General features: G+C 63.9%; 24 protein-coding genes. 6 read left to right on the forward strand and 18 right to left on the reverse strand.

The annotated features are described in order from the left end of the window. Positions 1-9: 9 nt before the first annotated feature. The 14 genes from nuoI to C7W88_RS14510 all read right to left on the reverse strand — a co-directional run bounded on the left by nuoI (position 10) and on the right by C7W88_RS14510 (position 11,463). On the reverse strand, positions 10-495 hold the full coding sequence (nuoI, locus tag C7W88_RS14445; protein WP_118074064.1) for an NADH-quinone oxidoreductase subunit NuoI: 486 nt from the start codon (positions 493-495) through the stop codon (positions 10-12). Beyond that, positions 492-1,535 (reverse strand): NADH-quinone oxidoreductase subunit NuoH, encoded by a 1,044-nt coding sequence (gene nuoH / locus C7W88_RS14450; RefSeq protein ID WP_118074065.1) that lies wholly within the window; start codon positions 1,533-1,535, stop codon positions 492-494. Before nuoH ends, nuoI begins: the two co-directional genes overlap by 4 nt. Then, a complete protein-coding gene (gene nuoG / locus C7W88_RS14455; RefSeq protein WP_118074066.1) occupies positions 1,532-3,541 on the reverse strand; it encodes an NADH-quinone oxidoreductase subunit NuoG in 2,010 nt (669 codons plus the stop codon). Before nuoG ends, nuoH begins: the two co-directional genes overlap by 4 nt. Beyond that, on the reverse strand, positions 3,541-4,836 hold the full coding sequence (gene nuoF, locus C7W88_RS14460; RefSeq protein WP_118074067.1) for an NADH-quinone oxidoreductase subunit NuoF: 1,296 nt from the start codon (positions 4,834-4,836) through the stop codon (positions 3,541-3,543). The genes nuoG and nuoF overlap by 1 nt, the downstream gene beginning before the upstream one ends. 1 nt (position 4,837) lies before the next feature. Further along, entirely contained in the window at positions 4,838-5,506 is a 669-nt protein-coding gene (locus C7W88_RS14465) for an NAD(P)H-dependent oxidoreductase subunit E (RefSeq protein ID WP_118074068.1), read from the reverse strand. After that, the gene (locus C7W88_RS14470; protein ID WP_118074069.1) at positions 5,499-5,696 is read right to left on the reverse strand and encodes a hypothetical protein; all 198 of its coding nucleotides are present in this window, start codon (positions 5,694-5,696) and stop codon (positions 5,499-5,501) included. Before C7W88_RS14470 ends, C7W88_RS14465 begins: the two co-directional genes overlap by 8 nt. After that, positions 5,693-6,043 carry a nuclear transport factor 2 family protein gene (locus C7W88_RS14475; RefSeq protein ID WP_118074070.1) on the reverse strand — a complete coding sequence of 117 codons (351 nt, stop codon included), beginning with the start codon at positions 6,041-6,043 and terminating at the stop codon, positions 5,693-5,695. The genes C7W88_RS14470 and C7W88_RS14475 overlap by 4 nt, the downstream gene beginning before the upstream one ends. After that, a complete protein-coding gene (locus tag C7W88_RS14480) occupies positions 6,040-7,251 on the reverse strand; it encodes an NADH-quinone oxidoreductase subunit D (RefSeq protein WP_118074071.1) in 1,212 nt (403 codons plus the stop codon). Before C7W88_RS14480 ends, C7W88_RS14475 begins: the two co-directional genes overlap by 4 nt. Next, positions 7,248-8,120: an NADH-quinone oxidoreductase subunit C gene (locus C7W88_RS14485; RefSeq protein ID WP_118074072.1), complete on the reverse strand. Its 873-nt coding sequence runs from the start codon at positions 8,118-8,120 to the stop codon at positions 7,248-7,250. Before C7W88_RS14485 ends, C7W88_RS14480 begins: the two co-directional genes overlap by 4 nt. 13 nt (positions 8,121-8,133) lie before the next feature. Next, positions 8,134-8,688 carry an NADH-quinone oxidoreductase subunit B family protein gene (locus tag C7W88_RS14490; protein ID WP_039331362.1) on the reverse strand — a complete coding sequence of 185 codons (555 nt, stop codon included), beginning with the start codon at positions 8,686-8,688 and terminating at the stop codon, positions 8,134-8,136. Then, on the reverse strand, positions 8,685-9,059 hold the full coding sequence (locus C7W88_RS14495) for an NADH-quinone oxidoreductase subunit A (RefSeq protein ID WP_039331365.1): 375 nt from the start codon (positions 9,057-9,059) through the stop codon (positions 8,685-8,687). The genes C7W88_RS14490 and C7W88_RS14495 overlap by 4 nt, the downstream gene beginning before the upstream one ends. Positions 9,060-9,220: 161 nt before the next feature. Next, positions 9,221-10,654: a coniferyl aldehyde dehydrogenase gene (locus tag C7W88_RS14500; RefSeq protein WP_118074073.1), complete on the reverse strand. Its 1,434-nt coding sequence runs from the start codon at positions 10,652-10,654 to the stop codon at positions 9,221-9,223. A 24-nt stretch (positions 10,655-10,678) separates the two neighbouring features. Continuing rightward, positions 10,679-10,963, reverse strand: a complete 285-nt coding sequence (locus C7W88_RS22760) for a prepilin peptidase (protein ID WP_205525192.1) — start codon at positions 10,961-10,963, stop codon at positions 10,679-10,681. Then, complete coding sequence (locus C7W88_RS14510; protein ID WP_162896071.1) at positions 10,936-11,463, reverse strand: prepilin peptidase; 528 nt, start codon at positions 11,461-11,463, stop codon at positions 10,936-10,938. Before C7W88_RS14510 ends, C7W88_RS22760 begins: the two co-directional genes overlap by 28 nt. A 127-nt stretch (positions 11,464-11,590) precedes the next feature. Here C7W88_RS14510 and C7W88_RS14515 point away from each other — a divergent pair, with 127 nt between their 5' ends. Further along, a complete protein-coding gene (locus C7W88_RS14515; RefSeq protein WP_118074076.1) occupies positions 11,591-12,787 on the forward strand; it encodes an acetyl-CoA C-acyltransferase in 1,197 nt (398 codons plus the stop codon). An 89-nt stretch (positions 12,788-12,876) separates the two neighbouring features. Here the strand turns inward: C7W88_RS14515 and C7W88_RS14520 are convergent, their stop codons facing one another. Continuing rightward, complete coding sequence (locus C7W88_RS14520; protein WP_118074077.1) at positions 12,877-13,365, reverse strand: SH3 domain-containing protein; 489 nt, start codon at positions 13,363-13,365, stop codon at positions 12,877-12,879. A gap of 114 nt (positions 13,366-13,479) precedes the next feature. On the opposite strand from C7W88_RS14520, the gene C7W88_RS14525 reads away from it, so the two are divergent. From C7W88_RS14525 to C7W88_RS14545, 5 genes are all read left to right on the forward strand, one after another. Next, positions 13,480-14,499: a D-glycerate dehydrogenase gene (locus tag C7W88_RS14525; RefSeq protein WP_118074078.1), complete on the forward strand. Its 1,020-nt coding sequence runs from the start codon at positions 13,480-13,482 to the stop codon at positions 14,497-14,499. A 150-nt stretch (positions 14,500-14,649) separates the two neighbouring features. Continuing rightward, positions 14,650-15,960: an ammonium transporter gene (locus tag C7W88_RS14530; RefSeq protein WP_118074079.1), complete on the forward strand. Its 1,311-nt coding sequence runs from the start codon at positions 14,650-14,652 to the stop codon at positions 15,958-15,960. A gap of 73 nt (positions 15,961-16,033) precedes the next feature. Further along, positions 16,034-16,576 (forward strand): YkgJ family cysteine cluster protein, encoded by a 543-nt coding sequence (locus C7W88_RS14535; RefSeq protein WP_118074080.1) that lies wholly within the window; start codon positions 16,034-16,036, stop codon positions 16,574-16,576. A gap of 384 nt (positions 16,577-16,960) precedes the next feature. Beyond that, positions 16,961-17,572, forward strand: a complete 612-nt coding sequence (locus C7W88_RS14540; RefSeq protein ID WP_118074081.1) for a YkgJ family cysteine cluster protein — start codon at positions 16,961-16,963, stop codon at positions 17,570-17,572. Positions 17,573-17,637: 65 nt separating this feature from the next. Continuing rightward, positions 17,638-18,186 (forward strand): YkgJ family cysteine cluster protein, encoded by a 549-nt coding sequence (locus tag C7W88_RS14545; RefSeq protein WP_118074082.1) that lies wholly within the window; start codon positions 17,638-17,640, stop codon positions 18,184-18,186. A gap of 50 nt (positions 18,187-18,236) precedes the next feature. Here the strand turns inward: C7W88_RS14545 and C7W88_RS14550 are convergent, their stop codons facing one another. From C7W88_RS14550 to prfB, 3 genes are read right to left on the reverse strand one after another with little or no spacing between them, the layout of a single operon-like run. Next, complete coding sequence (locus C7W88_RS14550) at positions 18,237-19,646, reverse strand: nitronate monooxygenase family protein (RefSeq protein WP_118074083.1); 1,410 nt, start codon at positions 19,644-19,646, stop codon at positions 18,237-18,239. Then, positions 19,646-20,416, reverse strand: coding sequence for a class I SAM-dependent methyltransferase (locus C7W88_RS14555; RefSeq protein WP_118074084.1), 771 nt, complete (start codon positions 20,414-20,416; stop codon positions 19,646-19,648). Before C7W88_RS14555 ends, C7W88_RS14550 begins: the two co-directional genes overlap by 1 nt. After that, on the reverse strand, positions 20,416-21,543 hold the full coding sequence (prfB, locus tag C7W88_RS14560) for a peptide chain release factor 2 (protein WP_118074085.1): 1,128 nt from the start codon (positions 21,541-21,543) through the stop codon (positions 20,416-20,418). Before prfB ends, C7W88_RS14555 begins: the two co-directional genes overlap by 1 nt. Positions 21,544-21,602: the final 59 nt, after the last annotated feature.

Here is a 21,602-nt window from a genome sequence, read left to right on the forward strand (position 1 = left end):
GCGCGGCCCCTAGCGATACGGCGCATCGGCTTCAAGGTTTGCGGCAATCGCCCGCTCCCACTTGTCCCCGTTCGAAAGGAGCTTGGCCTTGTCGTAGAGCAGTTCCTCGCGCGTTTCGGTCGCGTATTCGAAGTTCGGCCCCTCGACGATGGCATCGACCGGGCAGGCTTCTTGGCAGAAGCCGCAGAAGATGCACTTGGTCATGTCGATGTCGTAGCGCGTGGTGCGGCGGCTGCCGTCCTCACGCGGTTCGGCCTCGATCGTGATCGCCTGCGCCGGGCAAACCGCCTCGCACAGCTTGCACGCGATGCAGCGCTCCTCGCCGTTGGGATAACGGCGCAGCGCATGCTCACCACGGAAGCGCGGCGAAAGCGGGTTCTTCTCGAACGGGTAGTTGATCGTCGCCTTGGGCTTGAAGAGATACTTCAAGGTCAGCCAGTGCGCCTTCACGAACTCCCAAAGGGTAAAGCTCTTGATGAGCTGTCCGACGGTCATGCGAAGTGTCCGGTAGCCATGAGGTAGCCGCTGACGAGGAATACGAACAGCAGCGATACGGGCAGGAAGATCTTCCAGCCCAGGCGCATCAGCTGGTCATAGCGATAGCGCGGGACGGTCGCCTTCACCCAGCTGAAGATGAAGAAGAAGAACAGGATCTTGAGCAGCAGCCACACGAAGCCCGGCACGAGGTAGAGCACCGGAATGTCGAGCGGCGGCAGGTATCCGCCCCAGAACAGCACAGCGTTCAGCGCGCACATCAGCAGCACGTTGGCATATTCGCCCAGCCAGTAGAGCGCGAAGGCCATCGACGAGTATTCGGTCTGATAGCCCGCAACCAGTTCCGATTCCGCCTCGGTCAGGTCGAACGGTGCGCGTGCGGTTTCAGCCATGCCCGAGATCAGGAACATCACCCACATCGGGAACAGCAGCGGGTTCGCAACGAAGCCGTTGATGATCCAGACGTGGCTCTGCTGCGCCTTGACGATGTCGTTCAGGTTGAACGTCCCCGCCCACAGCACCACGCAGATCAGGATGAAGCCGATCGAGACTTCATAGGAGATCATCTGCGCCGATGCGCGCATCGCCGAGAAGAACGGGTACTTCGAATTAGAAGACCAGCCCGCGATCACGACGCCGTAAACGCCGAGCGACGAGATCGCGAGAACATAGAGCAGGCCGACGTTGATATTGGCCAGCACCGCGCCCGAATTGAACGGGATCACCGCCCAGGCCATCAGCGCGACGGTGAAGGTGATGATCGGCGCGATCAGGAACAGGCCCTTGTTCGCGGCCGAGGGGATGATGGTTTCCTGCAGGAACACCTTCAGACCGTCGGCAAACGACTGCAGCAGGCCCAGCGGACCCACCACGTTCGGCCCCTTGCGCAGCGCCATCGCCGCCCAGATCTTGCGGTCGGCATAGATGATCATGGCAACGCCGAGCATCAGCGGGAACGCGATCAGCAGGATCCCGCAGACTGTGGCGATGCCCCAGGCCCACTCGTACGAGAGGCCAAGACCCATGAAGAACTCGGTCATTCCGCGGCCTCCGCGAAGCTTTCACCGTGGAGCAGTTCCGCCGAGCAGCGCTGCAGCGTCGGGCTGGAACGGGCAATGGCGTTGGTCAGGTAGCGGTCCTTGATCGGATAGCCCGCGATCACGCCTTCAGACTTCGCGCCCGCAGGAGCGGCGGGCAGCGCACCGTAGTCAGCCAGACCTTCAACGCCCAGCGCCGGAACTTCGGCCACCATCGCCGCGCGAAGCTGCTCGAAGCTGTCGAAGCCGACGGAGACGCCCAGCGCATCGGCCATCGCGCGCAGGATCGTCCAGTCCTCGCGGGCATCACCCGGCGCGAACACGGCCTTCTCGGCGTACTGCACGCGGCCTTCGGTGTTGACGTAAGTGCCGTCCTTCTCGCTGAACGCGGCGGCCGGCAGGATCACGTCGGCAGCGTGTGCCGCCTTGTCGCCATGGTGACCGATATGGACGATCATGCTGTCGGCAAACCTGGTGAAGTCCACCTCGTCTGCGCCGAGCGAGATGACCATCTTCGGCTTGGCCGCAACCAGATCGGCAATGCCACCGGCCTGAGCGTAACCGAGCATCAGCCCGCCCATGCGGCTTGCCGCCATGTGGACAACGTTGAAGCCGTTCCAGCCCTCACGCACCAGATTGAACTGCTCGGCAAAGGCCAGACCGGCGCCCAGCGCGCCCTTGCCCAGAGCCGCGCCGCCCAGAATGATCGCTGGCTTCTGCGCCGCGCCGAACGCATCGCTGACTTCGGCTGGCAGGTTGCCCAGCACCGCCAGATCGTCGCCGAGGAACGTCGCCGGATAGGTCGGGTCCCACTGCGGGCCGACGATGAAGACCTTCGCGCCCTTCTTCACCGCCTTGCGGAGGCGGGTGTTGAGCAGCGGCGCCTCGTCGCGGATCATCGAACCGACGATCAGCACGGCGTCCGCATCTTCGATGCCAGCCAGCGTCGAATTGAAGTTCACCGCCGCAAGGTTCGACGTGTCATAGGCCAAGCCGGTCTGACGGCCTTCAAGCAGCGACGATCCCAGCGCACCGGCCAGCTTCTTCGCTGCAAACATCGTCTCGCAATCGACCAGATCGCCCGCGATCACTGCAACCGACGAACCCGGATTGATCTTCGAAACAGCCTCGAACGCCTCGGCCCAAGTCGCAGCGACCAGCTTGCCGTCACGGCGCAGCCACGGCTTGTCGAGGCGGCGGCGGGTCAGCCCATCGACCATGTAGCGGCCGCGGTCGGACAGCCATTCCTCGTTCACGTCGTCGTTGACGCGCGGCAGGGCGCGCATAACTTCGCGACCACGGCTGTCGAGCCGGATGTTCGAGCCCAGCGCGTCCGAGACGTCGATCGATAGCGTCTTCTTCAGCTCCCACGGACGCGCCTCGAACGCATAGGGGCGCGAAGTCAGCGCGCCGACCGGGCAAAGGTCGATCACATTGGCCGAAAGCTCGTGCGCCGCAGCCTTTTCCAGATAGGTGGAAATCTGCATCGTCTCGCCGCGATAGAGCGCGCCGATCTCGTCCACGCCCGCCACTTCTTCACTGAATCGCACACAGCGGGTGCAGTGAATGCAGCGCGTCATCGTCGTCTTGATGAGCGGGCCCATGTACTTCTCGGTCACCGCGCGCTTGTTCTCGTGATAACGCGAGGCGCCACGGCCATAGGCGACCGACTGGTCCTGCAGGTCGCACTCGCCACCCTGATCGCAGATCGGGCAGTCGAGCGGGTGGTTGATCAGGAGAAACTCCATCACCCCTTCCCGCGCCTTCTTGACCAACTCGGAATCCGTACGGATTTCCTGGCCCTCGGTGGCGGGCAGCGCGCAGGACGCCTGAGGCTTCGGCGGCCCCGGCTTCACTTCGACCAGGCACATGCGGCAGTTGCCGGCAATGCTCAGCCGCTCGTGATAGCAGAAGCGCGGGATTTCCTTGCCGGCCAGCTCGCACGCCTGCAGGACGGTAGCGCCTGCCGGGACTTCGAGTTCTACGCCGTCGACTTTGACCTTGGGCATTATTCTGCTGCCTCCCGGACATCGCCCGCACGTTCGGCGATGCGACGTTCGATTTCGGGGCGGAAGTGGCGGATCAAGCCCTGGATCGGCCAGGCGGCCGCGTCACCCAGGGCGCAGATGGTGTGGCCTTCGACCTGCTTGGTCACGTTGAACAGCATGTCGATCTCCTCGACATCCGCATCGCCCGTCCGCAGGCGCTCCATTACGCGCCACATCCAGCCGGTGCCTTCGCGGCACGGCGTGCACTGGCCGCAGCTCTCGTGCTTGTAGAAATACGACAGGCGGCTGATCGCGCGGACGATGTCGGTCGACTTGTCCATGACGATGACGGCGGCGGTGCCAAGGCCCGAGCCGAGCGCGCGCAGACCGTCGAAGTCCATCGGCGCGTCCCAGATTTCTGCAGCCGGAACCAGCGGAACCGACGAGCCACCGGGGATCACCGCGAGCAGGTTGTCCTTGCCGCCACGAATGCCGCCGCAGTGCTTCTCGATCAGCTCGCTGAACGGGATGCTCATCTCTTCCTCGACCACGCAGGGACGGTTCACGTGGCCCGAGATCTGGAAGAGCTTGGTGCCCTTGTTGTTCTCGCGCCCGAACGAGGAGAACCACGAAGCGCCGCGCCGCAGGATCGTCGGCGCAACAGCGATCGATTCCACGTTGTTGACCGTGGTCGGGCAGCCATAGAGGCCCGCGCCTGCCGGGAACGGCGGCTTGAGGCGGGGCTGGCCCTTCTTGCCTTCGAGGCTCTCGATCATCGCGGTTTCTTCACCGCAGATATAGGCGCCCGCACCGCGATGGACGAAGACGTCGAAATCGTAGCCCGAACCGCTCGCGTTCTTGCCGATCAGCCCCGCGTCATAGGCCTCCTGCACGGCGGCGAACAGCGTCTCGGCCTCGCGGATATATTCGCCGCGAATGTAGATGTAGGCGGCGCGCGCCCGCATCGCATAGCCCGCGATCAGCGCGCCTTCGATCAGCTTGTGCGGATCGTGGCGGATGATCTCGCGGTCCTTGCACGAACCCGGCTCGGATTCGTCGGCATTGATCACCAGGAAGCTGGGACGCCCGTCCTTGCTTTCCTTGGGCATGAACGACCACTTCATGCCGGTGGGGAACCCCGCACCGCCACGACCGCGCAGGCCCGAGGCCTTGATTTCCTCGATGATCGCGTCCTGCCCGCGCTCCATCAGGGCCTTGGTGTTGTCCCAATCCCCGCGCTGACGAGCAGCGGCGAGGTTCCACGGCTGGAAGCCGTAGACGTTGGTGAAGATGCGGTCCTTGTCCTGAAGGGCCATCTTACCACTCCCCTCGATAGTCGTGGTTGGCATCGACCATCGCCGTCAGGTTGCTCAAGGCACCTGCCGGTTCCACCGTATGACGGCCCGGCAGCTGCGTGCCGGTCTTCGGCTGCTTGCCCGCGGCCAGCTCGTCAAGGATGCGCTCCATGTCGGCGGCGGTGAGGTCTTCGTAGTTGTCGTCGTTGATCTGGACCATGGGAGCAGAGGCGCAGTTGCCCATGCACTCGACCTCGGTCAGCGTGAACATGCCGTCCGGCGTGGTGTGGCCCTTCTTCAGGCCCTTGCCCTTGCAGGCCGCCAGAATGTCGTCAGACCCGCGCAGCATGCACGGCGTAGTGCCGCAGACCTGCACGTGGAAGCGGCCGATCGGGGCGATGTTGTACATCGTGTAGAACGTCGCCACTTCGACCACGCGGATCACCGGCATGTCGAGGTACCTGGCCACGTATTCCATCACCGGGATCGGCAGCCAGCCTTGCGTGTTCAGTTCAGCACCCACCTGGCGTTGCGCCAGATCGAGCAGCGGCATCACTGCCGAGCGCTGACGCCCCGCCGGATAGCGGCCAACGATGACCTTGGCCTGTTCAGCGTTCTCAGGCGTCCATTCGAAGCCACCCCAGCGCGCGCGCAGTTCCGGGCTGTCTGGTTCGATGAAGCGATCAGCCATTGGTCCGCCCCCGCTTGATCAGGATGTCCTGCGCATAGTGGAACAGCTCGAACCCGCCGATCGCGGCGATCAGCATCGGCAGCGTCTCGGTCGCCTGCGCGCCGAGGTACAGTTCGCCGAAGTACCACGCGGCGAGCACGAGGCCCGTCAGCATGGCCCACAGGCGCATGAGGTCAAACGTGGACTTCACCGGATAAACTCCACCCGAGAGCACTTGTCGCCCTCGAAAGAATAGACTGCGATCACGTCGAACGGCTCGACCAGTGCCGAACCATCGGTGGCGGGCCCGCGCGTCACATGCTCGCGCATCAACACGTAGGTGCCGATGGCCTGCGCTTCCTTGATCTCGGCATGGTTCTGCGGCCAGCGCGCAAACGCGGCAGCAAGGCCCGAGCGCGTGCCTTCCTTGCCCTCACGCACCACATCCCCACGATAGTTCGCCTCGCAGGCGTCGTCGGTCATGTACGAGACGTATGTGTCTACGTCCTGCGCGTTGTAGGCGGCGATCATCGCCTTGGCCGTGTCAAGATTGCTCACCGGTCACACTCCCCGAACACCACGTCGATCGCGCCGATGATGGCGGTCACGTCGGGCAGCATGTGGCCTACGCTCATGAAGTCCATTGCCTGGAGATGGCTGAACGCGGTCGGGCGGATCTTGCAGCGGTAGGGCTTGTTCGAGCCGTCCGAGATCAGATAGACGCCGAATTCGCCCTTGGGGCTTTCGGTTGCCACGTAGACTTCGCCCGCCGGAACGTGGAAGCCTTCGGTGTAGAGCTTGAAGTGATGGATCAGCGCTTCCATCGACTGCTTCATCTCGGCGCGCTTGGGCGGCACCACCTTGCGGTCGGTGCTGGCCACCGGGCCTTCGGGCATTTCGGCAATGCACTGCTTCATGATGCGGGCCGACTGGCGCACTTCCTCGACACGGACCATGAAGCGATCATAGCAATCGCCGTTGGTGCCCACGGGCACGGCAAAATCCATGCGGTCATAGACGTCGTAGGGCTGGCTCTTGCGCAGGTCCCACGGAATGCCCGAGCCGCGGATCATCGGGCCGGAGAAGCCCCAGCGCAGCGCATCTTCCTTCGAGACAATGGCGATGTCGACATTGCGCTGCTTGAAGATGCGGTTGTCGACGACGAGGCTCATCGCGTCTTCGAACAGCGGGAACAGACGCTCGTCGAGCCAGTCCGCGATGTCGGTGAGCAGCTTGAGCGGCACGTCCTGGTGCACGCCGCCGGGGCGGAACCATGCCGAGTGCATGCGCGCGCCCGAAGCGCGTTCGAAGAAGTTGAGGCAGTCCTCGCGGATTTCGAACAGCCACAGGTTCGGCGTCATCGCGCCGACGTCCATGACGTGCGACCCGAGGTTGAGCATGTGGTTGCAGATGCGGGTCAGCTCGGCGAACAGCACGCGCAGGTACTGGGCGCGCAGCGGAACCTCGATGTTCAGCAGCTTTTCTACCGCGAGCACGTAGGAGTGCTCCATGCCGAGCGGAGAGCAGTAGTCGAGCCGGTCGAAATACGGCAGCGCCTGCAGGTAGGTCTTGTGCTCGATCAGCTTCTCGGTGCCGCGATGCAGCAGGCCGACGTGCGGATCGATGCGCTCGATGATTTCGCCGTCAAGCTCCATCACCATGCGCAGCACGCCGTGCGCCGCCGGGTGCTGCGGCCCGAAGTTGATCGTGTAGTTGGTGATGACCTCGTCGCCGGTGGTCGGCGACTGTTCGAGGCTCAGGCTCATGCGCCTTCTCCATCGGTCTTCTTCTTGCGCGGCTTACGGGCCGGACGATCCTCGGTCGGCTCGGGCGCGGCAGGCTCTTCCGCCTTGGTCACGACAGGCGCCGCAGCCTCGGCAACCGGCTTGGCCGCTTCGGCATTGGCCTTTTCGCCAGCGCCGGTATCAGCCTTGCTATCGGTCGTCTTCGGCACGTCCGCCTTGGCATCGCCCTTGGTCTCAGGCTTGGTCGCGACCGGAGCCGGAGCAGGCGGCGGCGTCGCGGCCTTCTCGTCACCCGGCAGCACGTAGTCCGCGCCTTCCCATGGGCTCATGAAGTCGAACTGGCGAAGGTCCTGCGCCAGCTGCACCGGCTCATAGACCACGCGCTTGTCTTCTTCCGAATAGCGCAGCTCGACATAGCCGGTCAGCGGGAAGTCCTTGCGGAACGGATGCCCCTGGAAGCCATAGTCGGTGAGGATGCGGCGAAGGTCCGAATTGCCCGCGAACAACACGCCGAACATGTCGTAGACTTCACGCTCGTACCAGCCGGCATTCGGCCAGAGCGTCGTCACGGTCGGCACCGGCGTCGCCTCGTCGGTCGAAACCTTCACGATCACGCGGTGGTTCTTCGTAACCGAAAGCAGGCAATAGCACACGTCGAAGCGCTCAGCCCGCTGCGGGTAGTCGACGCCCGCGATGTCCATCAGCTGCTGGTATTCGTGATCGTCGCGCAAGCGGCGCAGGGCATCCTCGACGCTGTCACGCGCGACGGTAAGCAGGATTTCGCCATGCTCCTCGTCAGCCGAAACCAGCATCGCGCCCAGCGAAGCCGCCAGCGCATCCTTCACACCCTCGTTCGAGGACCAGCGCGGCGCGGAGTGGAGAACGGTCATAATCCCTTGCTCCTCAGCGCTCGATCGTGCCGGCGCGGCGGATCTTCCGCTGCAGCTGCATCACGCCATAGAGCAGCGCTTCGGCCGTCGGTGGACAGCCGGGGACATAGATGTCCACGGGCACGATGCGGTCACAGCCACGCACCACCGAATAGCTGTAGTGATAATAGCCGCCGCCATTGGCGCACGACCCCATCGAGATCACGTACTTCGGGTCCGACATCTGGTCATAGACCTTGCGCAGCGCCGGGGCCATCTTGTTGCACAGCGTGCCGGCCACGATCATCACGTCCGACTGGCGCGGCGAAGCACGCGGGGCAACGCCGAAGCGCTCCATGTCGTAGCGCGGCATGTTGACGTGGATCATCTCGACCGCGCAGCAGGCAAGACCGAAGGTCATCCACCACAGCGAGCCGGTGCGGGCCCACTGGAACAGTTCCTCGGTGCTGGTGACGAGGAAGCCCTTGTCATTCACCTCGGCATTGAGGCTGTCGAAAAACGCCTGGTCCGGCGCCGTCACGGCACCGGCATTGGCAGTAACGAGCGGGTTAGTGGCCATGTTGCTCATTCCCAGTCCAGCGCGCCCTTCTTCCAGGCATAGATGAAGCCGATCACCAGTTCGCCGAGGAAGACCATCATGGTCGTCCACCCGGCCCAACCGGTTTCCTTGAGGCTCACCGCCCAGGGAAACAGGAACGCGGCTTCGAGATCGAAGATGATGAACAGGATCGCGACGAGATAGAACCGTACGTCGAACTGGCTGCGCGGGTCTTCAAACGCGGGGAAGCCGCATTCGTACTCGCTGAGCTTTTCCGCCGTGGGATTGTGAGCGCCGGTCAGGCGCGACACGCCCATCGGCAGGAACACGAATGCGGAAGAAAGCGCCAAGGCGATCCCGAGGAAGATCAGGATCGGCAGGTATTGAGACAGATCGACCAAAGGGCTGACTCGCGAAGCTGCAGGTTCGCCTGCGCCCTAGTCCCGACCGCGCCCGTACGCAAGTGGGGTGCATTGCACTAAGGGCGGAATTGCCCGCCCTTTTCCCAGTCTTCTACCGCGGGGCGACGCACATGCGCCGCCGTGCCATTCGTATGCTTTGCTTACTTCAGCTGCATCTTGAGGGTGCGCGCCGTGGCAGCACCATAAGGCGGCTTGAGGCCCGCAATCTTGGCAAGGTCACTCTTCGGCTGGCTATAGACTGCGCGGGCATGGCTGAACGAACGGAAGCCTTCCACGCCGTGGTAGCTGCCCATGCCCGAAGGCCCGACCCCGCCGAACGGCAGGTCATCGGCCGAGACATGAAAAATAACATCATTGATGGTAACCCCTCCCGAGATCGTCCGGGTCAGCACCGTCTCGCGCTCGGCCGCATCCTCGCCAAAGTAGTAGAGCCCCAGCGGACGGTCATGCGCATTGATATAGTCGATGGCCTGTTCGATCCGCGAGTAGGTCTTCACCGGCAGCACCGGCCCGAAGATCTCGTCCTGCATGACCTTCATGTCATCGTTGACGTTGCGCAGGATCGTCAGCGGCATCTTGTTGCCGTTCGATCCCTCGAAGTTCTCGTTCCCCGGATTGACGACGATGGCCTCGGCGCCCTTGGCAACGGCATCATCGACAAGGCCCGCCAGCCGGTCGCGGTGGCGGCGGTTGATCACCGAGGTGTAGTCATCATTCGCCAGAAGCGTCGGGTACATCTGCGCCACGCTTGCCTGCACCGCGCCGATGGCCTTGTGCTCGAGTTCCTCGGGCACAAGCATGTAGTCTGGTGCAAGGCAGATCTGCCCGGCGTTCATCATCTTGCCCAGCGCGATCCGCTCCGCCGCCTTGGCAACGTCGGCACTGCGACCGAGAATGGTCGGCGACTTGCCGCCCAATTCCAGCGTCACCGGCACCAGATTGTCGGCCGCCGCATGCAACACATGCTTTCCAATCGAGGTCGCCCCGGTGAACAGCAGGTGGTCAAACGACAGCGAGCAGAAGTCCTGCCCCGTCTGCGGTCCCCCAAGGATCACCGCTACCTCCTCCTCGCCGAAGAACTTCGGAAACAGCTCGGCCATCAGTTCCGAGGTCCGCTCGGTAAACTCGCTGGGCTTCAGCATTGCGCGGTTGCCTGCCGCGAAGGCCTGCGCCAGCGGCCCCATCGTCAGCCCCACCGGAAAATTCCACGGCGCTACGATGCCGATCACACCCTTGGGCTCGTACCGCACCTCGGCCCGCGCCCCAAGCAGGTTCAGCGGGAAGTTGACGTGGCGCTTCTCAGGCTTGCTCCACGCCTTCATGCGCTTCTGCGAATAGCGGATCAGGCTGATCGAAGGCATGATGTCGGTCAGCATCGACTGCTCGTGGCTGCGATGGCCAAAGTCGGCGCTCATAGCCCGGGCGAAGTCCTCCCCATGTGCCAGCAGCATTCTGGCGCACCGCTCCAAACGGTCATTTCGCGTCGAGAGCGGCTCGGGCCGCGCTGCCGTGAACGCCTCGCGCTGCTTGCCCAGCGCAGTCATCATGTCGTCGCGCGCCGTTTCCTTGAACATGTCGCCCCGCTCCCCGAATCGTTCTCAGCCTGGTCCCTGCAGCAGGAAGAGCAGCCATGCCGTAGCGGCAAGGCAGGTCCCCAGCGGCAGGGCCGTGTCGGCATCGATCTTACGCTTGCTGACAAGCATGACAATAGCCGCCGCAATGCCGATGATGCTCGCGCCAAGCATGGTCTCGACCACGCCGAGCGGCCCTAGCCAGAGCCCGATAGCGCCAAGCAGCGGCGGATCGCCCGAGCCCATCCCCTCGCGCCCACGAGCCTTGAGATAGAACCGCGCGATCAGCCACAGCATTGCATAACCCAGCACGCCCCGGCAAGGGCTGTTCCGATCACCCCGGCGTCGTCGGTGACCCTCGCCCGCGCGAACGCAACGAGCAGCCCGCTGGCCGCCAGCCAGCCGACCAGCAGCCGCGGCAGCCACAAGTGCCTCAAGTCGAGCAAAGCCAGCAGCAGCAGCTGCCATCCCAGCAGCATCGCGGCGAGCGCCAGCCCATCGCGCGCAAGCGGTAGTGATGCCACGCCGATGCCCGCGCCGCCCAGTTCGCAGGCCAGTTGCCATCCGCCGATCCGAGAGCCGCAGGTCCGGCAACGCCCCGCCTGCACCAGCCACGACAGGACCGGAACCAGCTCGACCACCGTCAGAGCCTTGCCGCACCCGTCGCAAGCCGACCGGCCGCTCACGATCGAACGGCCCGACGGCAACCGTTCCAGAGCAGCGCCCAGAAAACTCCCGACAATTGCGCCCAGAATGGCCGAACCGACCAGCGGAACGCCTGCAGGCAGGCTCGAAAATGCAGGTTCCAGCATCTGTTCGACCAATGCCCCATTTGCGTTCGCTGCAGTGCAGCACTATGTACGCAGATGAACGCGGGAGCACACAAGCCCGCGCATCAGCGCCCAGACACAAGGGCCAAATGCAAAGGTCAGTCAAGACATGGCACAGTTCTCGTCAGCCGATCCCGTCGTCATCCTGTCCTATGCCCGCACCCCGATGGGCGCGATGCAGGGAGCCTTGGCAGACGTTTCTGCCACCGATCTCGGCGCCACCGCCGTCAAGGCTGCGGTCGAGCGCGCAGGCGTCTCGCCCGATGGCATCGACCGTATCTACATGGGCTGCGTGCTTCCGGCAGGCCTTGGTCAGGCTCCTGCCCGCCAGGCGGCCATCAAGGCCGGTCTTCCCAAGTCGGTCCAGGCAACCACGGTCAACAAGGTTTGCGGCTCGGGCATGCAGACCATCATCATGGGCGCCGAAGCGCTGGCTGCGGGCAGCGTCGATGTCGTCGTCGCCGGCGGCATGGAATCGATGACCAATGCGCCGTACCTTCTCAAGAAGCACCGCTCGGGCGCGCGCATCGGCCACGACACGGCCTATGACCACATGTTCCTCGACGGTCTGGAAGACGCCTACGAGGCTGGCCGCGCCATGGGCACCTTCGCGCAGGACACCGCCAACGCCTATCAGCTCACCCGCGAACAGCAGGACACCTACACCGTGGAGTCCCTGCGCCGCGCCCAGACGGCTGTTGCGGACGGGACTTTCAAGGACGAGATCGCCCCCGTCACCGTGAAGACGCGCGCCGGTGAAGTCATCGTCGACACCGACGAGGCACCCGGCAAGGGCCGTCCTGACAAGATCCCGTCGCTCAAGCCCGCCTTTGCCAAGGACGGCACGATCACCGCCGCCACCTCCTCGTCGATCTCAGACGGTGCGGCAGCAGTTGTCCTCGCCCGTGAGAGCACTGCTAAGGCTGCAGGCCTCGCCCCTGTCGCAAAGGTCATCGCGCTTGCCGCCCACGCGCAGGAACCGAAGGACTTCACCACTGCCCCGGTCGGCGCGATCCAGAAGGTTCTCGACAAGGCCGGATGGTCGATCGCCGATGTCGACCTGTTCGAAGTCAACGAAGCCTTCGCCTGCGTTGCCATGTTCGCGATGCACGACCTCGGCATCCCGCACGAGAAGATCAACGTCCATGGCGGCGCAACGGCACTCGGCCATCCCATTGGCGCGTCGGGCACCCGCATCGTCACCACGCTGATCGCCGCGCTCAAGAAGCATGGCAAGACCAAGGGCGTTGCCAGCCTCTGCATCGGCGGCGGTGAAGCGACGGCCCTGGCCATCGAACTGGTCTGAACCGCAACAGTCCGGCACAACGCCCGGAACAACGAAAGACCCCGACCGCAAGGCCGGGGTCTTTTCGCATCACGAACCGGCCATCGCCGTCAGGGCTTGCCCGCCCCCCACACCGCCGTCGCCTTGATAAAGCCTTTGCGACCGTCAACGTCGAAGCTGCACCAGCCGGCCTTGCAATCGCCGATCTTGCCCATGACTCCGGGGGCCACGCGCCAGAGCAGACGCCCTGATCCGTCCTTGTTTTCGCGCAGGCCGGTGATCGAGCCCTTGACGATACCGGTCTGGTCCCTGCTCAGGAACTGCGCCAGCATCCAGCCCCGCGCGCCATCGGGATCCTCGACCAGACGCCAGCCCCCCATCACGCGCAACACTTTCATGGGCACGCCCTTGCGGGTGTAGGTCCAGTTGATCCGATATTCCCGACCCGGGCCCACGCGCATGTTCGCAGTGTCCTTGCGGGTCGATACCCAGTACGGCACGCCCGCGTCTGCGTCCTGCGCAACGGCTGTCGGCGCAAGCAGGGCGCAGGCGACTGACGCAAGGATGGCAGCAGGGGCACGACTGTAGCTCTTGATCATGTCCCAGCCGTCGCAAAAATGACCGGCAAGAGCAACACCGCACAGCGCTCTGTCCACGATGGCAGGGCCTTCCCGCGCTTGACCGCTGCCCCACCCCGGCCTAGCTTTGCAGCCATGCCGAGTTCCGCCGACTATCGCCCGACCCGCCGTGTCGATGGCACCCCGCGCGTCGCCGTCACCCGCCGCCTGCTCCCGGAAACGGAAGCGCGGATGGCAGAGCTTTTCGACGTCTCCCTGAACGCTGAAGACCGCGCCATGTCGCGTGACCAGCTTGTCGCGGCGATGCAATCGGCCCATGTCCTCGTCCCCACGGTAACGGATCGGATCGATGCGGCGATGATCGCCGAAGCTGGTCCGCAACTTGGTTTGATCGCCAACTTCGGTGCGGGCACCGAACATATTGACCTTGCCGCCGCGCGCGCCCGCAAGATCATCGTCACCAACACGCCCGGCGTATTCACCGACGACACTGCGGACATGACGATCGCCCTGATCATCTCGGTCGCCCGCCGCTTGAACTATGGTGGCCGCACCCTGCGCGCCGGGAAATGGGAAGGCTGGGCACCATCCACGATGCTGGGCCACCGCCTCGCCGGAAAGACGCTGGGCATCATCGGCATGGGGCGCATCGGCCAGGCCGTCGCGCATCGGGCAAGGGCTTTCGGGCTCAATGTCCTGTACAACAGCCGCCACCGCCTGCCCGAAGCGCTCGAGACGATGTTCGGCGCAAATTTCGAACCCGATCTCGACAGGCTGGTCGCCGAGGCGGACATTCTGACGCTGCATTGCCCGGCCACGCCGGAAACGCATCACATGATCGACGCGCGACGCATCGGCCTGATGAAACCGCACGCCTACATCGTGAACACTGCGCGCGGCCAGTTGATCGAGGAAGAGGCCCTCATTGCAGCCTTGGTCGATGGCCGCATCGGCGGCGCCGGGCTCGACGTGTTCGAACACGAACCCCAGGTCGATGCGCGCTTGCTGGCCCATCACAATGTGGCGATCCTGCCGCACATGGGCAGCGCCACGTTCGAGGGCCGCATTGCTTCGGGCGACAAGGTCATCGCCAACATCCGCTTCTGGGCGGATGGTCATCGCCCGCCAGACCAGGTGCTCGAAGGCCTCGTTTAACGCCAAGCCACTGTCCGAAACTGGAACCGTTCGTCGCGTTTCGCACAACAAACGGTTGTCGGCGCGCTTGTGCGCTGCCGCAATGTTGCTCTAAAGCCGCGCGCGGAGAGGATCTGGCGCAGCACCACTGCGCGAGGGGGAGAGTCACGCATGCGTAAACTACTGGCGATGGCCTGCGCCGCAGGAGCGATTCTGCTGCCCGCACTGGCCCATGCCCAAGGCGCCATCAGCGTCGAGGATGTGGCCGATACCGGAGACACCGCCTGGATTCTGGTGTCTTCAGCCTTCGTGCTGATGATGGCGATGCCGGGCCTGACGCTGTTCTACGGCGGTCTCGTCCGCGCCAAGGGCTTCCTTGCCGTGCTCGTGCAGGTGGGTGCAATTGCGGCAGTCGCCTCGGTGCTTTGGGTGATGGTCGGCTACACCCTGGCCTTTGGCGACGTGTCGGGCGGCTGGCTCGGCGCAGGCAACGCCTGGATGCTCCTGAACCTCGGCAACGTCCGCGCCAATACCGCGATCCCGGAAAGCGCCTTTGCCCTGTTCCAGATGTGCTTCGCGCTGATCACGCCCGCCCTGATGGTCGGCGCATGGGTCGATCGCGCGCGCTTCGGTTGGGTCGTCGCCTTCACCGCGTTGTGGAGCCTTCTGGTCTACGCACCGGTAGCGCACTGGATCTGGGGCGGCGGTTGGCTGGCAACCCGCTTCGGCACGCTGGATTTCGCCGGCGGGATCGTCGTCCACACCACCGCAGGCGTATCGGCGCTGATCGTAGCGATGTTGCTTGGCAAGCGCGCCGGTTTTCCCAAGACGCTGATGCTGCCACACAGCCCTGCCCTCACCATGGCCGGTGCCGCCCTGCTCTGGGTCGGCTGGTTCGGCTTCAACGGAGGCTCGGCCCTCGCCGCCAATGACGATGCCGCCTCGGCGATCATCAACACTCACCTTGCCGCCTGCGTCGCCGCGCTCGTCTGGATCGGCATCGAAAAGCTCAGCGTCGGCAAGGCCACCTCGGTCGGCTTTGCCACCGGCGCCATCGCCGGCCTCGCCACCGTAACGCCTGCCGCCGGGTTCATCGCCCCGGGTTCTGCCATGCTGTTCGGCATAGTCGCTGCGGCCGTCTGCTATCCGATGATCCAGCTGGTCAAGCAGCGGCTCCAGATCGACGACTCGCTCGACGTCTTCGCCGTCCATGGTGTTGGTGGCATGATCGGGTCTCTGCTGCTGGCCGTGTTCATCTCGCCTTCGTTCGGCGGGACTGGCTTTGCCGAGGGCATGACACTGGGCCGCCAGATCGTGGCCCAGGTTGCCGGCGTCGGCATCGTGGCAATCTGGAGCGGCATCGCCACCGTCGTCTGCTCGCTGATGGTTTCCATGGTCATCCCCATGCGCGTCAGCGAAGACGAGGAACGCGAAGGCCTCGACATCACCAGCCACGGCGAACGCGCCTGGGAATTCGACTGATCGAACGCAGGCAAGGCGCGGCTTCGTCAAGTCGCGCCTTGCACCGGCCAGCGCACAGCCATAATCAGGTGCCATGACCGTACCTGAGGCCGACGCCCCGCCCCTGCTCGAACAGGATCTGTGCACGGGCTGCGCGGCATGCTGCGACGGCACCTTGTTCACCCATGTCGAAGTAACCCGCGACGAGGAGCAGGCACTTGGCCATCGCTTCGCCATGCAATCGCGCGAAACCGATGCGATCTTCTTTCAGCCCTGCCCGCACTCTGTTTGCCAGAGCTGCCAGATCTATGCGATGCGCCCCGAAACCTGCCGCACCTTCCGTTGCAAGACATTGAAGGCCATGCGCGCCAGCGAGATCGAGAGTGCCGAGGCCTTTCGGCGCGTGGACGAAATGCTGAAGGCGCGTGAGCAGTTGCAGCCATTCCTGATCGCAGGGGAAACGCTCAACGCCGCACGCGATCGCCGCGCACACATCGCCGCCAAGCCCGAGCGCACGGCGGTCGAAACGGCCTTCCTGCTTAAACTGACAGCCTTCGACCTCCTGCTCGACCGCTACTTCCGGGATTCTCGCAAGGCGATGTTTCTTCAAAGGTCGTCAGGTCAGGCGGCGGCCTAGGCGGCGTGGACAAATTCCACAACGCCACGGTTGCCCTGTAAAAGGCCTTGGCGAGGCGCGAGGGCGCAGGAAGAGTGGGCCTCTTTCAAGGCCGAGCAACGCTGCCAAGGCCTTTTACAGGGCAACCCCTGCGGGGCTGGACCAAAAACCGCCATTTCGGCGTCGGCTCGTCGCACAATATTCCCGATATTGCGCTTCCTCGCCTCCTTGAACTGGCGGTTTTTGCCTCCAGCCGTGGCGCTGTGGAATTTGTCCACGCCGCCTAGCCTGCTGCAAGCCGCCAATCACTAACCTTGGTTATAACTGTCCCTAGCTAAAATTTCCTGAGGCTCATGACCTTCGGTAGATAGCAAGGCTGCTTTGCCGCCGGTATCATCCCGACAAATGGCCGAAACTGACGAACTCTCCATCGCAAGCAAGCTCTGCCTCGCTTGTGGCCTTTGCTGCGACGGCACGGTCTTCGGCTTTGCCCTGATCGAGGAATCCGAGGTCGAGGACACGGCCGCGATCGGTCTGCAAACCTTCCGCACGACCTATGATGAGCCGGCATTCCGGCTAGGGTGCCACTATCTCGATGGCACGGCCTGCACGCGCTACCAGTCCTGGCGACCGTCGGTCTGCGGCGACTACTACTGTCAGGTCCAGAAGCGCGTTCGCAAGCACGAACTCGCCGAGGAAAAAGCGTTCAGCATGATTGCCCGGGCCAGGCAGATGACCGATGAAATCAAGGCCTTGCTGCCCCCGGAGTGCCAATCTCGCAAGCGCGGCGGCTCTTCAAGGATCTCGCTGCAAAGCAGCCCGATCTTGCGCCCGATGAAGCCACCTTCCTGGTCAAGATGTTCGTGCTGGAACGCTTTCTCGACAGCGAGTTCAGAGGAGCCAAAAGTGCACATCTTCGCGGCGCGGAACAGCGGCAGGCGTCCCAGCATGGCGCTGCCTCGCAAAGTTGAACTTGCGGCCGATTCCTGCCGAAAGTTATCCCGGCTTTGTGACTAATTTCCCCGCTGCGCTTGCCTTCCGACAAGTGGCGCCACCCCGACGTCGCCTGTATTCCTGCAGGAATGTCTGCCGCCGCACCTGATCTCACGCTGGAAAGCAGGCTTTGCCTGGCATGTGGCCTGTGTTGTGACGGCACCCTCTATGAGGATGCCAAGATCCGCGAAGACGAAATCAGCGATGTCGAAAGCATCGGCCTGACAACTTCGCGCAATGCGCAAGGCCATCCCACGTTCGTATTTGCCTGCCACTATCTCGATGGCGCCTGTTGCACCCGCTACGAGCAATGGCGCCCATCTGTCTGTTCAAAATTCTTCTGCAGGGTCCAGCAAAGGGCGCGCGCAGGCGAATTGACCGAACAGCAGGCTCTCGAAAAAATTGCAGCGGCTCGCCAACTGGTCACCGAGGTCAAGGCAGCGCTGCCCGACGGCATGCCCATCGTCGAAGCGCGTCACCATTTCGCGCGCATCGCGGCAAGGCAGCCCGACCTTTCGCCGATCGAAGCCCGCTTCGCAGTCAAGATGTTCGTGCTCGAACGATTCCTGGATCTAGAATTCCGCAAGGCCGACAAGGGGCATCTACCCGCTGCCAGCACATCCAGCACCCCGGCCTGACCGGAGCGCCGCGCCGGCAAAGCGCGGGACGCCCCGTTGGCCGGAAACGGTCAGTCCCCGGTAAGGATACGGTCGACCAGTTGCTTCACCGTCGGGGTGAAGTTGTTCGAATAGAACGGGTCCTGCTTGAAGCGATAGGCGGCATGGCCTGCAAACATCAGGTTCTTGTCGATGTCGCCGCCGTGCGCGATGTCCTGCAGCGTTTTCTGGATGCAGAAGCTGCGCGGATCGGCGAGGCGCCCGGTGGTGTAATCGTCATGGTCCTTCCACGACGAGAAACCGCAGTGCGAAAGGCACCCCATGCAGTCCTTCTGGTCCTGCTGGATCTCGTCGCGCTCTTCCGGCGTCACGAACACCATCGTGTCATCCGGCGTGCGCAGCGCATGGACAAACCCCGCGCCATGCCATTCGCGCGCGCGAGCAAGGTCGTTCGGCGTCACCCAGAAATTCTTGCCGCGCACACCAACGTCAAGCTGAGCGGTATGCTCGCCCGCTTCGACCCGCGAGTACGGAATCTGGCGCTCGGACCGCGCTTCGAGCGAGCGCAGGAAAGGATTGCGCACGGCCGAGGAATAGAAGCCCGTGGGCGAGAAGCGGTGCAGCAGCACGTCACCCGGCTCAAGCGTGCGCAGGTGGTCCTTCCAGCCCTGGGGGATCGGGCTTTCCTCGGTCAGCAGTGGGCGCGTGCCGAACTGGAAGGCAATCGCGCCCAGTTCAGGATTGTCGATCCAGTCGTTCCATTCGCGCAGGAACCATACGCCACCGGCCATCACGATCGGCACCGAGTCCGCGATGCCTTCTGCCCGCATGACATCGCGAAGTGCCTTCACCCGCGGGAACGGGTCTTCCGGCTTGCGCGGATCTTCTGCGTTGGAAAGCCCGTTGTGGCCGCCTGCCAGCCAGGGGTCTTCGTAAACCACGGCGCCCAGCAACTGCGGGACCTTGTGGTAGGCCCGCTTCCACAGAGCACGGAACGCGCGGCCTGACGAAACGATTGGCAGATAATACACGTTGAAGCGCGCGGCGATCTCGGAAAGCTTGTAGGGCATTCCGGCGCCGCAGGTCACGCCGGTCACCAGACCGGGCGTCTTCTCCAGCACCGCTTCCAGAATCGGCTGCGCCCCGCCCATTTCCCACAGCACGTTGATGTTGATGGCGCCCTTGCCGCCCGAAATGTCGTGCGCGCGCTTCACCTGCTCGACTGCGCCATCGATGGCATAGCGCATCAGCTCTTCGTGGCGCTCCTTGCGGGTGAGGGCGTTATAAACCTGTGGAATTATCTTGCCTTCGGCATCGTAGCTGTCGGCATTGACCGCGCTGACCGTGCCGATCCCCCCGGCAGCAGCCCACGCGCCCGAACTCATGTGATTGGTTGCCGCAACACCCTTGCCGCCCTCAACCAGTGGCCAAACCTCGCGGCCACCGTAGAGAATCGGCTTCAACCCCTTGAACGCAGACATCAATTTCCTTTCAACGCGCTTGTCGCGCTCGCACCCTTGGCCGTCTTCAGACGGCACGGCTTTATCTCGCCCGGCTCAGGACGGCTCTTCGCCGCGACGAACTGGGCATAATATCCCGCAATCTCTGGTTTACGGTGAAATTCATCCAAGCGAAAGCCCACGGCTTCCAGTTCGCAGATCAGCAGCGCCGGCGGAATGCCGTGGCGATCCGTCGAACGATCGAGGTCGACCACCACGATCTTGCCTCCGGCCTTCAGTGATGGCCACATCCGCCACGCGAAGGCGTAAGGCTCGGTCACCTCGTGGTACATGTGGATCAGCAGCACGCGGTCGAAGCTGCGCTCGGGCAGGCGCGGATCGTCAACACCGCCCGGCTTGATCGAGACGTTGTCGAGCCGGTCATGCTCCACACGCGATCCCAGCCGCCGCAAGGCATCGCCGTCAATGTCCTGCGCCAGCACACGTCCCTTGTCCCCGACGCGCTCGGCAAGACGAACGGTATAGTACCCCTCGCCTGCGCCGATGTCGGCCACGCTCATGCCGGGCTTTATCCCGGCAAGGTTCATCACCATGTCCGCCTCGCCCAGGCGGTCACGTTCCTGCTCGTTGGAAAAGGCATTGCTGACCACGCCGGAGACGGGACGGTCGGCGGTCGGAAACTCGCGCGCAGTCTCAGGGCGCTTGTCGTCCACCTGCGGCTTGCAAGCGCCAAGCGCCAGCAATGCCAGAACGGCGAAAGCGACTGAACAATGGGCCGAAGCCCGCCGCATCAATCGTCGTCCTCCACGGTCACCTTCTCGCCGGTGACCTTCTGCGAAAGCGCCGCCGCCATGAATGGATCGAGCGCGCCATCGAGCACTTCGGTCGGGTTCGTGGAGACCACGCCGGTGCGCAGGTCTTTCACCTGCTGGTACGGCTGCAGCACGTAGGAGCGAATCTGGTGGCCCCAGCCGATCTCGGTCTTTGCGGCATATTCGCCGCTGGCCGCCGCCTCGCGCTTGGCCAGTTCGGCCTCGTAGATGCGCGCCTTCAGCATGCCCATAGCGGTCGCACGGTTCTTGTGCTGGCTGCGGTCGTTCTGGCTGGCAACAATGATCCCGGTCGGAACGTGGGTGATGCGCACTGCCGAGTCCGTGGTATTGACGTGCTGCCCGCCCGCGCCCGAAGCACGGTACGTATCGATCTTCAGGTCGGCCGGATTGATCTCGACCTCGATGTTGTCGTCGATCTCCGGATAGACCCAGACCGAGCTGAACGAGGTGTGCCGCCGCGCTGAGCTGTCATAGGGGCTGATGCGCACCAGACGGTGCACGCCGCTCTCGGTCTTGGCATAGCCGTAAGCGTTTTCGCCCTTGATCAGCAGCGTGGCAGACTTGATGCCCGCCGCTTCGCCGGCGTGGTAATCGACCAGATCGACCTTGTACCCGTGGCGCTCGGCCCAGCGCGTGTACATGCGCTGCAGCATTTCCGCCCAGTCCTGGCTTTCCGTGCCGCCCGCGCCGGCGTGAACTTCGAGGAAGCAGTTGTTGGCGTCGGCCTCGCCTGCCAACAGGGCCTGAACCTTGTCGTTGTCGGCGCGGTCGGCCAGCGCGGCCAGCGTGGCAAGACCTTCGTTCACCGTGGCCTCGTCGTCTTCCATCTCGCCGAGCTCGATGAATTCGATGGCATCGGCCATTTCCTGCCCGATCTCGTTCACCGTCCCGACCGACGCCTCGAGGCGCCGACGCTCGCGCATCACCTCTTCGGCTTTCTTGGGATCATCCCACAGCTTCGGGTCCTCGACGCGGGCGTTCAACTCGTCGAGACGGCGCACGGCGCGATCCCAGTCGAGGAACTTGCGCACCAGCGCCAGCGCGGCGTTGATGCGGTCGATATGGGCCTGCCCTTCGGCACGCATGGGGCTGAACTCCGGTCAATTCGAACAAGAACGAACTGCGCCGCTTAGCGAAGCGGGCA

The organism is Novosphingobium sp. THN1, from assembly GCF_003454795.1.
In the GTDB taxonomy this organism is placed as follows: domain Bacteria; phylum Pseudomonadota; class Alphaproteobacteria; order Sphingomonadales; family Sphingomonadaceae; genus Novosphingobium.

Bases quoted from the DNA above. Each gene is read 5' to 3' on its own strand.
- nuoI (WP_118074064.1), bottom strand. From the start codon at position 495: ATGACCGTCGGACAGCTCATCAAGAGCTTTACCCTTTGGGAGTTCGTG.
- nuoH (WP_118074065.1), bottom strand. From the start codon at position 1,535: ATGACCGAGTTCTTCATGGGTCTTGGCCTCTCGTACGAGTGGGCCTGG.
- nuoG (WP_118074066.1), bottom strand. From the start codon at position 3,541: ATGCCCAAGGTCAAAGTCGACGGCGTAGAACTCGAAGTCCCGGCAGGC.
- nuoF (WP_118074067.1), bottom strand. From the start codon at position 4,836: ATGGCCCTTCAGGACAAGGACCGCATCTTCACCAACGTCTACGGCTTC.
- C7W88_RS14465 (WP_118074068.1), bottom strand. From the start codon at position 5,506: ATGGCTGATCGCTTCATCGAACCAGACAGCCCGGAACTGCGCGCGCGC.
- C7W88_RS14480 (WP_118074071.1), bottom strand. From the start codon at position 7,251: ATGAGCCTGAGCCTCGAACAGTCGCCGACCACCGGCGACGAGGTCATC.
- C7W88_RS14485 (WP_118074072.1), bottom strand. From the start codon at position 8,120: ATGACCGTTCTCCACTCCGCGCCGCGCTGGTCCTCGAACGAGGGTGTG.
- C7W88_RS14490 (WP_039331362.1), bottom strand. From the start codon at position 8,688: ATGAGCAACATGGCCACTAACCCGCTCGTTACTGCCAATGCCGGTGCC.
- C7W88_RS14500 (WP_118074073.1), bottom strand. From the start codon at position 10,654: ATGTTCAAGGAAACGGCGCGCGACGACATGATGACTGCGCTGGGCAAG.
- C7W88_RS14510 (WP_162896071.1), bottom strand. From the start codon at position 11,463: ATGCTGGAACCTGCATTTTCGAGCCTGCCTGCAGGCGTTCCGCTGGTC.
- C7W88_RS14515 (WP_118074076.1), top strand. From the start codon at position 11,591: ATGGCACAGTTCTCGTCAGCCGATCCCGTCGTCATCCTGTCCTATGCC.
- C7W88_RS14520 (WP_118074077.1), bottom strand. From the start codon at position 13,365: ATGATCAAGAGCTACAGTCGTGCCCCTGCTGCCATCCTTGCGTCAGTC.
- C7W88_RS14525 (WP_118074078.1), top strand. From the start codon at position 13,480: ATGCCGAGTTCCGCCGACTATCGCCCGACCCGCCGTGTCGATGGCACC.
- C7W88_RS14530 (WP_118074079.1), top strand. From the start codon at position 14,650: ATGCGTAAACTACTGGCGATGGCCTGCGCCGCAGGAGCGATTCTGCTG.
- C7W88_RS14535 (WP_118074080.1), top strand. From the start codon at position 16,034: ATGACCGTACCTGAGGCCGACGCCCCGCCCCTGCTCGAACAGGATCTG.
- C7W88_RS14540 (WP_118074081.1), top strand. From the start codon at position 16,961: ATGGCCGAAACTGACGAACTCTCCATCGCAAGCAAGCTCTGCCTCGCT.
- C7W88_RS14545 (WP_118074082.1), top strand. From the start codon at position 17,638: ATGTCTGCCGCCGCACCTGATCTCACGCTGGAAAGCAGGCTTTGCCTG.
- C7W88_RS14550 (WP_118074083.1), bottom strand. From the start codon at position 19,646: ATGTCTGCGTTCAAGGGGTTGAAGCCGATTCTCTACGGTGGCCGCGAG.
- C7W88_RS14555 (WP_118074084.1), bottom strand. From the start codon at position 20,416: ATGCGGCGGGCTTCGGCCCATTGTTCAGTCGCTTTCGCCGTTCTGGCA.
- prfB (WP_118074085.1), bottom strand. From the start codon at position 21,543: ATGCGTGCCGAAGGGCAGGCCCATATCGACCGCATCAACGCCGCGCTG.